Source organism: Photorhabdus luminescens subsp. luminescens (genome assembly GCF_001083805.1).
GTDB classification, from domain to species: Bacteria; Pseudomonadota; Gammaproteobacteria; order Enterobacterales; family Enterobacteriaceae; genus Photorhabdus; species Photorhabdus luminescens.
The window spans coordinates 317032-334602 of the sequence record NZ_JXSK01000008.1 but is presented as its reverse complement, the minus strand read 5'-3'; the positions used below and the strand labels follow the sequence as shown (position 1 = coordinate 334602).

The 17571-nt window shown below is 50.8% G+C and carries 1 protein-coding gene; it reads left to right on the top strand.

Annotation, left to right across the window (positions count from 1 at the left end):
- The first annotated feature begins 771 nt into the window (after positions 1–771).
- Positions 772–17142 carry a non-ribosomal peptide synthetase gene (locus TI10_RS18225; protein ID WP_049584792.1) on the top strand — a complete coding sequence of 5457 codons (16371 nt, stop codon included), beginning with the start codon at positions 772–774 and terminating at the stop codon, positions 17140–17142.
- Positions 17143–17571: the final 429 nt, after the last annotated feature.

Sequence of the window (17571 nt, the reverse complement as noted above, 5' to 3'; positions counted from 1 at the left end):
CTCATTGGTATTAAATATAATCACATTTATATCGGTTTTATAATATTTTTATTATAAAACAATATAATGAATTTAATTTGAATTTGTATTGGTTCGTTTACGGCATTTACATTAAGGATATTATTTATTTGTTGAAAAATAGTGTGTTATGAATTATTTTTAACCCAGTCTTATATTTTCAAAAAATTGAATATATAAGGTGGTTTGTAAATGTTGAATAAGTTACATTTGTAATTGAGATATTGGTTAATTATTAAGACAAAGAATTTGTTTTATAAGTAATTATCAAAGTAAACTTTTTTTATAATTGAGGGTTAATTTATTCATTTTATCTTTATAAATTTCCTGTTTGTTTTTGAAATCATTTCAATTAGATATTAATAGGAAATAGATAAAACACAGTGGTAATTTGGTATTTATGCATAAATAAATGCAGTTAACGGTTCCATTTTAAATGATGGAATTCAATATTAGCCAATTAAAATTGTAGTCAATTAATCGAACTTATCTAAAAAAACAGGAACAAAAATGGAATATCTTATTCCGGATCATAAAATAAATTATTTATTTCGTTGTCAGGAAAATTAATGTCAAGAAATTGTTAATTGGTTGTTGTTAACCGGACTATAACATCCCGTATCTGAATATCTTGAATTGATATCAGATGTGTCCGTTTTTATTTCTTGGGGGCAAGAAGTGAGAAAGAAATATGGGTGATGGTTGTCAGAAATGACAGTTTTCAAATTTCTAACAGATTCGTTGAGGTAGTAAATGAAAGATAGCATTGCTCAAGCAGGAAGTGCTTTTAAAGCTGAACTCCTCTCTCAAACGTCAGAAAATATAACCAACGTAAATGACGCTTTACCACCGACTCAGAATGTAAAGAATATTCCCCAGACGTTTACATCCAGTGAATTATTTTGGTGTGAACGTCTTGCTGCTTTGCAACCCCTCCAATTGCCTTTTGAAACCGCCGGAGCACAAGCGGAACCTAGCTGGGTAATCAGTGACTGGCACTCCCCATTGCCAAAAAGCGGTGAAGAGGAGCCATTACAAACGTTGTTGCAGGCATTCGTTATCTATCTTGCGCGCTTGACCCAACAGACAGTATTCCAAATTGGTTGGTGCGTGGATGGGGTAAACGATAAGTCGGCAGATTTGGCGCCGGTGGCGCCAATGGTCGTTGAGATGGAGTTTGATAAGCCCTGGCATGTGGTAGCGAACTGGCTGGATGGCGAGCTGGCCCGGTTGACCCGGCACCACACATTTAGTCGTGATCTCCTCTCGCGCGTTCCTTCATTGTGGGCTATTCCAGCGTTGACAATCCACCGGCCGTGGCGGATCGCCGTTGCTGTGATAGAGGATGATAGACCGTGTGATCAGACGGCGCAGGGCGAATTGCTGACGCTCCAAATCAATGCGCAGGGCAGTTTTCGTTGGATCTACGATAAAAATCGTCTGAGCGCGGAAGTGGTCCTGCGCATGGGTGAACATTTACAGATGCTGGCAGCGTCAAAAAGGCAGGGAGAGGAAATTCCTATCTGGCAGCTTGATTTGTTATCTGAGGCTGAACGTACCTTGCTACTGGAAACCTGGAACGCCACGGAAACCCCTTATCCTGACCCATTATGTATTCATCAATTATTCGAGCAACAGGCAGAACAAGCCCCGCACGCCACAGCATTGGAATATCAAGAACAGACCCTCAGTTATGCGGAACTGAATATCCGTGCTAACCGGCTGGCTCATCAATTGATTGCGCTAGGCGTCACACCGGACCGGCGGGTAGCGATTTGTGTGGAACGCTCTCCGATGATGGTGGTGTCATTGCTGGCAGTGCTGAAAGCCGGCGGGGCTTATGTGCCGTTGGATTCAACTTATCCGAGGGAACGTCTGGCGTATATTCTGAGTGACAGTGCTCCGTCAGTGGTACTGGTTGATGAAGCTGGCCGGGCAGCGCTGGGCGAACAGGCGCTTGCAGGAATGACGATACTTGATCCGAATATCCAACTTGATCAACCCGACAGCAATCCGAAGATTCCGGCGTTGACGCCGCAACATCTGGCCTATGTGATTTACACCTCCGGTTCTACCGGGCAGCCGAAAGGGGTGATGGTGGAACATCAGGCGATTTATCAACGTTATCTGGGCTTTAATGACACCTATGCCGTCACTGCACAAGATCGGCTATTGCAATTTGCCGCGTTTGCGTTTGATGTTTCAGTGGAAGATTTCTTCTCGTCATTATGCAACGGGGCCACACTGGTTATCCGGGATGATAGCTGGCTGGCTTCGATACCGGAATTTGTTGCCTTAACCCGACAATATCGTATTACGGCGATGTCGCTGCCGACTTTATTCTGGTCTGAATTGGCCGCCAGAGATCCGGGATTACCGCTGTCGGATTGCCTCCGGCTCATCATTATTGGGGGGGAGGCGGTGAAAAAAAGCGCTATTCAGGACTGGTTTAGACAGGCAGGTCACCGGCCCCGGCTATTGAATGGTTATGGCCCAACGGAAAACACGGTGACGGTGACCTATAAGGACGTGTTATCTCCAGAGGATGCCCGTTCTATCGGCCGACCGGCTAAAAATGCCCGTATCTACCTGCTGGACAAATATGGCGAACTGGTACCCACAGGCTGCGTAGGTGAGATGTATATTGGCGGCGTGGGTGTGGCGCGAGGGTATCTGAACCGGCCGGCGTTGAGCGTGGAACGTTTTATGCTGGATACTTTTAGTCCGGTATCTGGTGCGCGGATGTATCGCTCTGGGGATTTGGCCCGCTACCTACCGGATGGTGACTTAGAATTTCTGGGCCGTAACGATGAGCAGGTTAAAATTCGCGGTTTCCGGATTGAACTGGGGGAAATTGAAACCCGGCTGACGGAACACCCGGCGGTACAAGAGGCGGCAGTGTTGGCATTGGATGGCGATCAGGGTAAACGGCTGGTGGCTTATGTGGCGGCGCAAGCGAATGAGAGATTGGCGGCTGATTTGCGTGAATACTTGAGTGCTATTTTACCTGATTATATGGTACCGGCGGTCTTTGTACGTCTGGATACCTTCCCGCAGACCCCGAGCGGCAAGTTAGATCGCCGGGCGTTGCCTGCACCGGGGGAAGACGATTTTGCCCGTCAGATTTATGAAGCCCCGCAAGGGAAAGCGGAAATCACCCTGGCAGCCGTCTGGCGTGAGTTATTGGGTATTGAACAAATAAGTCGGCATGATAGTTTCTTTGCGTTGGGCGGTCATTCCCTACTCGGCGTGCAGATGATTGAGCGTTTGCGCCACCTGGGTTTGACACTGACAGCGCGTGATCTGTTCCAGTCGCCGGTGCTGTCAGCATTGGCTCAAACGTTGGGACAGCATCAGGCTGTAATAGTCCCGCCTAACGTCATCGTGCCGACAATCACGGCGTTGACGCCGGAGATGTTGCCGCTGATTGATTTGACTCAGGCTGACATTGACCGCATCGTCGAGCAGGTGCCGGGTGGGATAACGAACATTCAGGATATCTATGCGTTGTCGCCGTTACAGGACGGTATCCTGTTCCACCACTTGTTGGAACAGGAAGGCGACCCCTATCTGGTGCTCTATCCGGTGGCTTTTGCTAACCGCTCTTTGCTGGATCGTTATCTGGCGGCAGTACAACAGACGATTGATCGCCATGATATCTTGCGGACGGCGTTTATTTGGCAAGGGTTGTCAGTCCCGGCGCAGGTGGTCTTGCGTCGGGCACGGTTGCCTGTGACGGAATTGACATTAGACCCGGCTGACGGCCCAGTGATTGACCAGTTAACCCGGCGTTTTGATCCCGCTCAGTATCGTCTTGACTTGAGTCAGGCGCCGCTACTGCATTTTGTTATCGCCCAGGAAACCGATGGCCGCTGGTTTTTACTGGAATTGCAGCATCACTTGATTGGCGATCACGAAACGATGGAAGTCATGCATCGTGAAGTACAGGCCTATTTTGCCGGACAAGGGGAGTCTTTGCCGGTGCCAGTGCCGTTCCGCAATCTGGTGGCTGAAGCCCGGTTGGGAGTGAGTCAGGCAGCGCATACTCGTTTCTTCACTGATATGTTGGCGGCAGTGGATGAGCCAACGTTGCCGTTCGGGCTGACGGGCGTGCATCGTGATGGATCTCAGAAGACGGAATCCCATCGGATGTTGGTTCCTGAACTAAATGATCGTCTGCGCAGTCAAGCTCGGCGTTTGGGCGTCAGTTTGGCGGCGTTGTGTCATCTGGCCTGGGCGCAGGTGTTATCGCGTACCAGCGGACAGGAGAAAGTGGTGTTTGGGACCGTCCTGTTTGGGCGCATGGCCGTGGGGGAAGGAATGGGATTGTTTATCAATACCCTGCCGCTGCGGCTGGATATGGATGAGACCCCGGTACGGGATAGTGTGCGGGAGGCGCATCTGCGACTGGCTGAATTGTTGGAGCATGAGCATGCTCCGTTGGCGTTGGCTCAACGATGCAGTGGGGTTGACAGCGGTGTGCCGCTCTTTAGCGCCCTGTTGAATTATCGCCATAATGAGCAACCAGATCCTTTGGATGAAACAATGGCCGGGATTGAATTCTTGGGCGAACAGGAGCGAACTAACTATCCGTTTGTGCTGTCAGTAGAGGACGGCGGCTCTACGCTGGGGCTGACGGCTCAGGTAGTGCAACCGTTTGATCCGGAAAGCCTATGCGGTTATATGCAACAGGCGCTGGAGAGTCTGGTGGAAGCGCTGGAGCAAACCCCGGAAATGCCTGTTCGGGTATTGGACATCTTACCGGAAGCAGAGCGTACCTTGTTGTTAGAAACTTGGAACGCCACGGAAACCGTCTATCCTGAACAGTTATGTATCCATCAGTTGTTTGAACAACAGGTGGCGAAAACCCCAACAGCGACGGCGCTGATAGCCGGAGATAAAACCCTGTGTTATACAGAGCTGAATGCCCGTGCTAACCGGCTGGCTCGTCAGTTGATCGAACAAGGGGTGTGTCCCGGTGATCATATTGCGCTTCTGCTAGAGCGATCGATAGAACTGGTGGTAGCTCAATTGGCTATTCTTAAAGTCGGCGCCGTTTACGTGCCGGTTGATCCCAGTGTGCCGGATGAACGGAAAAACTGGTTAATAAATGATTGTTCCGCTCGGTTGCTGCTCACCGATATACAGACGGATATTCCGGTTAACCTGGCTGTTCCGCTGTTTCGTTTCTCGGATGAGACAGACACGAGCAGAGAGGAAGATTGCCTCAACCCTGATTTACCGCATTCCAGCGCCGATTTAGCGTATATCATGTACACCTCTGGTTCTACCGGTACTCCCAAAGGGGTGTTGGTACCGCATCGTGCGGTGGTCCGGTTGGTTATCAATAATGGCTATGCTGAAATTGGACCGGATGACCGGGTTGCTTTTACGGCTAACCCGGCTTTCGATGCCAGTACATTTGAAGTCTGGGCGCCACTGCTCAATGGCGGGACATTAGTGGTTATTGACCGTGCCACGTTATTAACGCCACAGGAGTTAGTTCAGGTTTTACAGGCTAACCACATCACAGTGCTGTGGCTGACTATCGGCTTGTTTAATCGGCTGGCGGCAGAGTTATCCCCGGTTCTTCCGCAGATTAAAATCCTGATTTTCGGGGGAGACATACCTGATTTACATGTGATTGCTCAGGTTCTGGATAATCGTCCGCCACAACAACTCTTGCAGGCTTATGGGCCGAGTGAGGGAACCACGTTTACTACTATGTATCCTATCGTGGCATTAGCGCAGGGAGTGACCCGAATCCCCATTGGCCGACCGATAGCCAATGCGCGTATTTATCTGCTGGATGCTTACGGTCTGCCGGTACCGTTAGGTGCGATTGGTGAGATTTATGTGGGGGGAGATGGGGTTGCTTGCGGCTATCTTAATCGCCCTGACCAGACGGCTGAACGTTTCCTGATAGATCCCTTTAGTGATCAACCGGATGCGTGCATGTACCGGACTGGGGATTTGGCCCGTTATCTGCCGGATGGCAATCTGGAATTCCTGGGCCGTAATGACCAACAGGTTAAAATCCGCGGTTTCCGCATTGAACCGGGGGAAATTGAGACGCGTCTGGTGGAGCATCCGGCGGTGCGTGAGGCGGCTGTGTTGACGCTAGGCGATGGGCCGGATAAACGGCTGGTGGCCTATGTGGCGGCGGAAGCCCATGAGGGGCTGGCGACTAGTCTGCGTGATCACCTGAGCGCCATTTTACCGGATTACATGGTGCCGACAGCCTTTGTGCGTCTGGATGGGTTTCCATTGACCCCGAATGGTAAGTTGGATCGCCGGGCATTGCCGGCGCCGGACAATGAAGCTTTGGCCCGTCAGGTTTATGCTGCGCCGCAAGGAGAAACGGAAATGGCGTTGGCAGTAATCTGGCGTGAATTACTGGGGATTGAACAAGTTAGCCGATATGACAGCTTTTTTGCGTTGGGTGGTCACTCGCTGCTCGCTGTACGGATGGTTGAACGCTTGCGTCACTTGGGTTTAACGCTGGCGGTGCGTGACCTGTTCCAGTCGCCAGTGTTGTTTGAATTGGCGCAAACCTTGGGGCAGCAACCGGTTATGGTGGCGCCGCCGAATGTGATTACGTCAGCGACGACGAAAATCACTCCGGAAATGTTGCCGCTGATTGATCTGACTCAGGCTGAGATTGACCATATCGTCGGGCAGGCGCCGGGTGGGATAGCCAATATTCAGGATATCTATGCCCTGTCGCCGTTGCAGGACGGTATCTTGTTCCACCACTTATTGGCAAACGAAGGTGATCCCTATCTGGTGATCAGTCAGATGGCCTTTGCTGATCGGTCTCTGCTAGACCGTTATTTAGCGGCAGTGCAACAGGTGATTGATCGCCACGATATTCTGCGTACCGCCTTTATCTGGCAAACGTTGTCAGCGCCGGTTCAGGTAGTTTGGCGTCAGGCATCTTTGTCGGTGACTGAGCTGACACTGAACCCGGCTGATGGTCCGGTTCGTGATCAACTCGTTCAACGTTTTAATCCGCGTCATTATCGTCTCGATTTAGATCAGGCGCCGTTGTTGCGTTTTGTGGCGGCGCAGGAGAACGATGGCCGCTGGTTGTTACTGGAATTGCAGCATCACCTGATTGGCGACCATACCGCAATGAAAGTGATGAACCGTGAAGTGCAGGCGTTCCTTGCCGGACAAGGGAATAGCCTGCCTGACCCAGTACCGTTCCGCAATCTGGTGGCTCAGGCCCGATTAGGGGGGGATCAGGAAGAGCATACCCGTTTCTTTACCGAGATGTTGGCGGAGGTGGATGAGCCAACGCTGCCGTTCGGACTGACGGATGTGCATCGTGATGGATCTCAGGAGATAGAATGCCATCGGTTGCTGACGGCCAGTTTAAATGACCATTTGCGTAGTCAGGCTCGGCGTTTGGGTGTCAGTTTGGCGGCGTTGTGTCATTTGGCCTGGGCGCAGGTGTTGTCCTGTACCAGCGGTCAGGAAAAAGTGGTGTTTGGCACCGTGCTGTTTGGGCGCATGGCGGCGGGAGAAGGGGCTGATAGTGGGATGGGGCTGTTTATTAATACCCTGCCGTTACGGCTGGACATCAATGATACGCCATTACGTGATAGTGTACAGGCCGTACATGCCCGGCTGGCGGGATTGTTGGAGCATGAGCATGCTTCACTGGCGCTGGCTCAACGATGCAGTGGTGTTGCCAGTGGTACGCCGCTCTTTAGCGCCCTGATGAACTACCGGCATAATGATCAGTCAGATCCTTTGGATGAAACGATGGAGGGGATTGAGTTCCTAGGCGAACAGGAGAGCACTAACTATCCCTTCGGGATGTCGGTGGAGGATGATGGCTCTACATTGGGGTTGATCGCTCATGTGGCGCAACCGTTTGATCCGGAAAGTCTATGCAATTATATGCAGCAGGCGCTGGAGAGTTTGGTAGAGGCCCTTGACCAGGCCCCAGAGATGCCGGTACGAGCACTGAATATCCTGCCGGAAACCGAACGCAGGTTGTTATTGGAAACCTGGAACGCCACGGAGACTCCGTATCCTGAGGCGTTATGCATTCATCAGTTGTTTGAACAACAGGTGGAGAAAACTCCTGATGCGATGGCGCTGGTGTATCAAGAGCAGACGCTTAGTTATGCTGAATTAAATGCCCGCGCCAACCGGTTGGCCCATCAACTGATTGCATTTGGCGTAACACCGGAGCAACGGGTGGCGATTTGCGTGGCACGCTCACCAGCGATGGTGGCGGCGTTGCTGGCGGTGTTGAAAGCCGGAGGAGCTTATGTGCCGCTGGACTCAACCTACCCGGCGGAGCGTCTGACGTATATCCTGAATGACACTGCCCCATCAGTGGTATTAGCTGATGCGACTGGACAGGCTGCGCTGGGTGACGAGGCGCTGGCCGGGCTGACGGTATTTGATCCGAATAGCCAACCTGACCAACCGGACAGCAACCCGCAGATTTTGGCGTTGACGCCGCAGCATCTGGCCTATGTAATTTACACCTCTGGTTCAACCGGGCAGCCGAAAGGGGTGATGGTGGAACATCAGGCGGTCTATCAGCGTCATTTAGGGGTGAATGAACACTATGCCGTTACGGCACAAGACCGGGTATTGCAATTTGCTGCTTTTGCATTTGATGTTTCAGTAGAAGAGTGTTTCTCGACGTTATGCAACGGCGCCGCACTGGTTATTCGCGATGATAGCTGGCTGGCTTCAATGCCGGAATTTATTGCTTTAGCCCGGCAAAACCGTATCACGGTGATGTTTCTGCCGACCTTATTCTGGTCTGAACTGGCGGCCAGAGACAATGGATTACCGCTGCCGGAGTGTCTCAGACTTATCATCATTGGCAGTGAGGCGGTCAAAAAGAACGCCATTCAGAACTGGTTTAGGCAGGAAGGCCACCGACCTCAGCTATTGAACGCTTATGGCCCGACGGAAAATACCGTGACGGCGACCTGTAAAGAAATATTATCGCCAAAAGATGATCGTTCTGTCGGTTGGCCGATTAGGAATACTCGCGTCTACCTGCTGGACAGACACGGCCAACCTGTGCCGTTAGGCTGCATTGGCGAAATGTATATTGGCGGCGTGGGTGTGGCGCGAGGTTATCTGAACCGGCTGACATTGAGCGAGGAACGTTTTATACCGGATCACTTTAGTCCGGTGTCTGACGCACGGATGTATCGCACCGGAGATTTAGCACGTTATCTGCCGAACGGTGAGTTGGAATTCCTGGGGCGTAACGACCAACAGGTTAAAATTCGCGGCTTCCGGGTTGAGTTAGGGGAAATTGAGGCTCGGCTGGCGGAACACCCGGCGGTGCAAGAAGCGGCGGTGCTGGCGCTGGATGATGAACTGGGCAAACGGCTGGTTGCCTATGTGGCGGCGGAAGCACATGAAGGATTGACTGCTGATTTACGTGAACATCTGAGTGCAGTTTTACCTGACTATATGGTCCCGGCGGCCTTTGTGCGGCTGGATAGCTTCCCGCAGACGCCGAATGGCAAGTTGGATCGTCGGGCTCTGCCGGTGCCGGGGGAAGCGGCGTTTGCTCGTCAGGTTTATGAAGCCCCGCAAGGGAAGATAGAAACGATGCTGGCGGCTGTTTGGTGTGAATTGCTGAATGTTGAGCAGATTAGTCGGCATGACAGCTTCTTTGCTCTGGGCGGTCATTCACTGCTTGCCGTGCGCATGATTGAACGATTGCGGCGTATTGGTTTGGGGGTATCGGTACAAACGCTATTCCAATATCCAACACTTCGTGTTCTGGCCCAGTCTCTAGTTCAGCATGATGAAATTCAGGTGCCCGACAACCGTATTACACCGGATACGACGGCGCTGACACCGGCGATGTTGCCGCTGATTGATTTAACTCAGGCTGATATTGACCATATCGTCGAACAGGTACCGGGCGGAGTGGCGAATATTCAGGATATCTATGCATTGTCGCCGTTGCAGGATGGTATTTTGTTCCACCATTTGCTGGAGAAGGAAGGTGATCCGTATCTGTTAATCAGCCAGATGGTTTTTGCTGATCGGGCGCTGTTGGATCGTTATTTGGCGGCGATTCAGCGAATCATTGAGCGGCACGATATTCTGCGTACCGCCTTTATCTGGCAAGGATTGTCAATGCCGGCACAAGTGGTCTGGCGTCAGGCCCCACTGTCCGTGACGGAGCTGACGCTGAACCCGGCTGACGGCCCGGTCAGTGACCAGTTAACTCAGCGTTTTGATTCGCGTCATCATCGTCTTGACCTGAGTCAGGCGCCGCTACTGCGTTTTGTCATCGCTCAGGAAACCGATGGTCGTTGGTTTTTACTGGAATTGCATCATCATTTGATCGGCGACCATGAAACGATGGAAGTCATGCACCGTGAAGTGCAGGCGTATCTGATGGGGCAAGAGGAGAGCTTGCCGGCGCCGGTTCCTTTCCGCAATTTGGTGGCACAGGCCCAATTGGGCGTTAGTCAGGAAGAGCACACCCGCTTCTTTACCGAGATGTTGGCGGAGGTGGATGAATCGACATTACCATTCGGGCTGACGGAGGTACATCGTGATGGTTCACAGGTGACGGAATCCCATCGGATGTTGGTTCCTGAGCTAAATGACCGTTTGCGTAGTCAGGCCCGGCGTTTGGGTGTCAGTCTGGCGGCGCTGTGTCATCTGGCTTGGGCACAGGTGTTATCCTGTACCAGTGGTCAGCAGAGTATCGTGTTTGGTACGGTGTTGTTTGGGCGTATGCAGGCGGGGGACGGTGTTGACAATGGCATGGGGTTGTTTATCAATACCTTGCCGTTGCGGCTGGATATCGATGATACCCCAGTACGGGACAGTGTGCAGACCGCACATACCCGGCTTGCCGGATTATTGGCGCATGAGCATGCTTCACTGGCATTGGCTCAACGTTGCAGCGGGGTTGCCAGCGGTACGCCACTCTTTAGTGCGCTGTTGAACTATCGGCACAATGCTTTGTCGGCAATGTCAGATGAACTTATCAGTGGTATTGAATTTCTTGACGCACAGGAGCGAACTAACTACCCATTTGTGCTGTCGGTGGAGGATTTTGGCGATGCACTGGGGCTGACGGCTCAGGTAGTGCAACCGTTTGATCCGGAAAGCCTATGCGGTTATATGCAACAGGCGTTGGAGAGTCTGGTGGAAGCTTTGGAGCAAACCCCGGAAACACCGATACGGGCGTTGAACATCCTGCCGGAAACAGAACGCATGTTGTTGCTGGAAACCTGGAACGCCACGGAAACCGCCTATCCTGATGCGTTATGTATTCATCAATTGTTTGAGCAGCAGGTAGAGAAAACCCCAGAGGCAACGGCGCTGATAGCGGGAGATAAAACCTTAAGCTATACGGAGCTGAATACATGTGCTAACCGGTTGGCTCATCAGCTAATCGAACAGGGAATTTGTCCGGATGATCATGTTGCGATCCTGTTAGAGCGCTCGATGGAGCTAGTGGTGGCCCAATTGGCGATTCTCAAAGCCGGCGCTGTTTACGTGCCGGTTGATCCCAGTATGCCGGATGAGCGGAAACATTGGCTGATAAGTGATTGTTCTGCCCGGTTGCTGCTCACCGATGCACGGACTGATATTCCAGCTAACTTGACTATTCCGCTACTACGTCTCTCGGATGAGAAAAATGCGAACAGAGAGCAAGATCGTGCTAACCCTGATTTGCCGCGTTCCAGCACCGAGTTGGCGTATATCATGTATACCTCCGGTTCTACCGGCACACCCAAAGGAGTTTTGGTGCAGCATCGTGCTATGGTCCGGCTGGTCATCAATAATGGCTATGCCGACATCGGACCGGAGGATCGGGTTGCCTTTACCGCTAATCCCGCTTTCGATGCCAGCACGTTTGAAGTTTGGGCGCCGTTGCTTAACGGTGGTGCTTTAGTGGTTATCGATCGCGCCACATTATTGACGCCACAGGAGTTAGTACTGACTTTACAGGATCACCGCATCACGGTTCTGTGGCTAACTATCGGATTATTTAACCGGTTGGCGGCAGAGTTATCTCCCATTCTTCCGCAAATTAAAATCCTGATTTTCGGCGGAGATATACCCGATTTACAGGTGATTGCTCAGGTTCTGGATAATCGTCCGCCACAACAATTATTGCAGGCTTATGGTCCGAGTGAGGGAACCACCTTTACCACCATGTATCCTATCGAGGCGTTACCACAGGGAGTGACCCGAATCCCCATTGGCCGGCCGATAGCGAATACACGGGTTTATCTGCTGGATGCTTATGGTCAGCCGGTACCGCCAGGGGTGATCGGTGAAATTTATGTCGGTGGCGATGGGGTAGCCCAAGGTTATCTCAATCGCCCTGAGTTAACGGCTGAACGTTTCCTTGTCGATCCGTTTAGTGATGACCCAGAGGCGCACATGTACCGGACCGGGGATTTGGCTCGCTATTTGCCAGACGGTAATCTGGAATTTCTGGGCCGTAATGACCAGCAGGTTAAAATCCGGGGTTTTCGGATTGAACCGGGAGAAATTGAGGCGCGTCTGGTAGAACACCCGACGGTGCGTGAGGCGGCGGTATTGGCGTTAGGTGATGGAGCGGAGAAACGGCTGGTGGCCTATGTGGTGGCAGCCGAAAATGATGATCTGGTGAATAACTTGCGTGCTCACCTGAGTAAAATCTTACCTGATTATATGGTGCCGTCAGCTTTTGTGCGTTTGGATGCGTTTCCCTTGACCTCGAACGGTAAGTTGGATCGTCGGGCGCTGCCGGCACCGGATAGTGAAGCCGTTGCCCGTCAGGTTTTCGTAGCGCCGCAAGGCGAAACGGAAATAACGCTAGCGGCGATTTGGCGTGAATTACTGGGGGTTGAACAGGTTAGCCGGTATGACAGCTTCTTTGCATTGGGAGGCCATTCACTGCTCGCTGTACGCATGATTGAACGCTTGCGCCACTTGGGGTTGACACTGGCGGCGCGTGATCTGTTCCAGTCTCCGGTGCTGTCAGATCTGGCCCAAACGTTGGGACAGCATCAAGCCGTCATTGTGCCAGCTAATGTCATCACCCCGAAAACCACGGCGCTGACGACAGAAATGTTGCCGCTGATTGATTTGACTCAGACTGACATTGACCGCATTGTCGGGCAAGTACCGGGCGGGGTTGTCAATATTCAGGATATCTATGCCTTGTCGCCGTTGCAGGACGGTATTTTGTTCCACCACCTACTGGCAAACAAAGGGGACCCCTATTTATTAACCGGCCAGATGGTCTTTACTGAGCGGACTCTGCTAGACCGTTATCTGGCGGCGGTGCAACAGGTGATTAATAGACACGATATCCTGCGTACCGCTTTTATCTGGCAAGGATTGTCAGTGCCTGCCCAAGTGGTTTGGCGTCAGGCATCCTTGTCGGTGACTGAGCTGACGCTAAACCCAGCCGATGGACCGGTTAGCGGGCAATTGACTGAACGTTTTGATCCCCGCCTCCATCGTTTAGACCTGAGCGAAGCCCCGTTATTGCGCTTTGTGGCGGCACAGGAAACGGATGGCCGTTGGATGGTATTGCAATTACTGCATCATTTGATTGGCGACCATACCACGCTCGACGTGATGAACCGTGAAGTACAAGCTTATCTGGATGGACAGGAGGAGAACCTGCCAGCGCCGACACCTTTCCGCAATTTGGTGGCGCAGGCCCGGCTAGGGGTGAGTCAGGAAGCGCATATCCGTTTCTTTACCGACATGTTGGCCGGAGTAGATGAACCCACGCTGCCATTCGGATTGACGGAAGTGCATCGTGATGGTTCGCAGGTGACGGAATCGCAGCGGATGTTGGCGCCTGAGCTGAATAACCGTCTGCGTGGTCAAGCACGGCGTTTGGGGGTGAGTTTGGCTGCTTTATGTCATCTGGCTTGGGCGCAGGTGTTGTCCCGTACCAGCGGACAGGAACAGGTGGTGTTCGGTACCGTAATATTTGGGCGTATGGCAGTGGGGAAAGGGGTTGACAGCGGCATGGGGCTGTTTATCAATACCTTGCCGTTGCGGCTGGATATGGATGATACGCCGGTGCGTGATAGTGTACGGGCAGTACATAGCCGATTAGCGGGATTGTTGGAACATGAACATGCCTCACTGGCGTTGGCCCAACGTTGTAGCGGGGTGCAGGATGGTATTCCACTGTTTAGCGCCCTGTTGAACTACCGACATAATGATCAGCCAGATCCTTTGGATGAAACGATGGACGGTATTGAATTCCTTGGTGCGCAGGAGTTTACCAACTATCCGTTTGCCTTGTCGGTGGAAGATTTTGGCAGCGCGCTGGGGCTGACTGCTCAAGTGATCCAGCCGTTTGAGTCTGAACGGGTATGTGGCTATATGCAACAAGCACTGGAAAGCTTGGTAGAGGCACTGGAACAGACCCCGGAAACGCCGGTACGGACATTGAACATTCTGCCTGAAACGGAGTGTACGTTGCTGTTAAACACTTGGAATGCAACGGAAACCTCGTATCTGAACCCGTTATGTATTCATCAATTGTTTGAACAACAGGTAGAGCAAACCCCGGACGCGATAGCGTTAGTGTATGAGGAGCAAATTCTCAGTTATGCCGAATTAAATGCCCGTGCCAACCGGTTGGCCCATCAGTTGATTGCGTTGGGTGCCTTGCCTGAGCAACGGGTGGCGATTTGCGTGGCGCGCTCTCCGGCGATGATAGTGGGATTATTGGCGGTGCTGAAGGCGGGCGCGGCTTATGTGCCGTTGGACCCGGATTATCCGGGCGAACGACTGACGCATATTTTGGCCGATGTTTCACCGGTTATTTTACTTGCTGATACTGTTGGGCGCACCGCGTTGGGCGAGAATGTGTTTACCGGGCTGGCAGTGCTTGATCCGAATACCTTGCCTGATCAGCCAGACAGCAATCCACAGATACCTGAATTGACTTCACGACATCTGGCGTATGTGATTTACACCTCCGGTTCGACCGGCACGCCAAAGGGCGTAATGGTTGAACATAGGCAACTGGTCAGTCAAATTACTTCGCTGAACATGAAGTGGTCGCTTAGCGCCTCTGACCGTATATTACAATTTTGCAACCCTTCTTTTGACGTTTGCGCATCAGAAATATTTTGCGCAATAACACTGGGGGCGCAATTAGTTCTGAGAACAAATCAGTGGCTCCTGAGTGCGCAGGAGTTCTGGCGTCTGTGTGAGTCTTATCAAATTACTTACATTGCAATACCTGCCCAATTCTGGCGGATAATATCGAATATTAATAAAGGCGATATCTATCAGGGCTTAAGAATTATTTGCATTGGTGGGGAAGCGATACCTGATCATGAGTTACAACGTTGGTTATCGGCTCACGGTGAATACCCAGTTCTCGCTAATTGCTACGGTCCTACAGAAGCCACGATTACCACGACGACATCCTGCCTAAACGAGGGGATAGGTCAGGCTAATATTATTGGTCGTCCGCTGCCGAATACACGTGTTTACCTGCTTGATATCCAGGGGCAGCCAGTACCGTTAGGCGCGGTGGGGGAATTGTATATTGGGGGAGTTGGTGTAGCGCGGGGTTATCTCAATCGTGCTGAACTGACCGCTGAATACTTCCTGACTGATCCGTTTAGCGATAATCCAAATGCACGGATGTATCGAACTGGGGATTTGGTTCGCTACTTGCCGGATGGCAATCTGGAATTCCTGGGACGTAATGATCATCAGGTGAAAGTTCGGGGCTTCCGTGTTGAACCGGGTGAAATTGAGGCTCGATTGGTAGAGCATCCTGCGGTCAGTAAATCTGTGGTGCTGGCATTGGGTGAAGGGCAGGACAAACGCTTGGTGGCTTATGTGGTGGCGCAAGCGGATGAGAAGTTAGCGAATAACTTGCGTACTCATTTGAGCGCCATTTTACCTGACTATATGGTGCCGTCAGCCTTTGTACGTCTGGACGCCTTTCCATTGACGCCAAACGGTAAGTTGGATCGTCATGCGTTACCGGAGCCGGACAGTGAAGCGTTTGTTCGTCAGGCTTACGAAGCGCCGCAAGGAGAAACGGAAACCGTATTAGCGGCGATTTGGGGTGAATTGCTAGGGATTGAGCAGGTTAGCCGGTATGACAATTTCTTCGCGTTGGGCGGTCACTCGTTGCTTGCTATGCGAATGATGAATCTTGCCGCTGGTCGGGGTTTGATTTTTACATTGAATGCTGTGTTCCAATTCCCGGTGTTGTCCGAATTGGCATCGAAAATCACCTCAGATTTATTGTCTCAGCCGCAAAATAGCGCTATATCGGTGCGACCTGACGGAACTGGGCTGCCATTGTTCTTTGTTCCCAGTGGCATGGGTGATTATTCTTATGTCTTCGGGCTGGCTAATCATATGCAGTCAGGTTATCCGATTTATGCGCTGCCTTGGCCATCCATCAGTGAAAAACCGATGTCAACGATGGAGGAGCAGGCGGCCAGAATGATCACCCTGATGAAAGCGGTACAACCATCAGGCCCGTACCGGATAAACGGCTATTCTTCTGGTGGGATATTGGCTTATGCCATTGCTCAACGACTTTTGAGTACTGGAGAATCGGTTAATTTCTTGGGATTGATTGATACGTCTGCGCCTCATTATTTTGGCAAAGACGCTATGCAACCTAAACATCATTTCTTTACTGAGCTGGCTCGTCAGTCAGGAGAAGAGTGTCTAGAAGAGGTTGCGGCGTTGTACCGGAGAATTGATGAGTTGAATTTGGTTCAGTTTATTGAAGCGGCACAGAAATTGGCGTTATATCCGGCAAGTTTGCATGCTGATGTGATTGCAAAGCGTTGGGAACAGATCGCGCGTTACTCACAAATCGTTGCGGATTATGAGCCGTCAGCATTAGCAATAACGCTGCATCAGTTCTATGCGGTAGAACCTTCTCCTGCTATTTCTTTTGTGGAGGATGAAACGCCGGATGCCTTAAATATAGACCCATCGTTAGGCTGGGCGCAGATAATAACTGACACTTCGCTTAAGCTGATTGCGATACCGGGTAACCATTTTAGTTTATTGGAGGATGATGAAAATAAAACCGCTTTAGCTCAGATTTTGAATAGGAAGCTGGCAATCAACTATGACGAGGAGACTTCATAATACTGATATATTAAGGAAGTACTCAATTATTTAGTTCTGGTTTGGTAATCCGGTATGTATTTATTATACCGGATTTTTTATGCATTAAAATAGAATAAGGGAAGTTATCATTCCCATATAAGTTATTTTTTAGGTTTCTTTAGTTATTATTGTTGCTATTTTATATTGTGTGATCTCAAACGGATTTTATTGTTGATTTTATTTTGTTTTGTTGATTGCCTTGGTATCAAAATTATATCTTTAATTATGGCGTTATTGTTGGGGATATTTATTGCAATAGATAATTATGAGAAGATAATTGAAGGTGTGAACATGGTAATGTGTTTTTTGATGGTGATATAGGTTGGTTTAATTTTCCTTAATTTCATGATCTTGCTTTAGAATATATTCGGTTTATTTTAAATGCTCGTGATAATTAAAATTCTACCT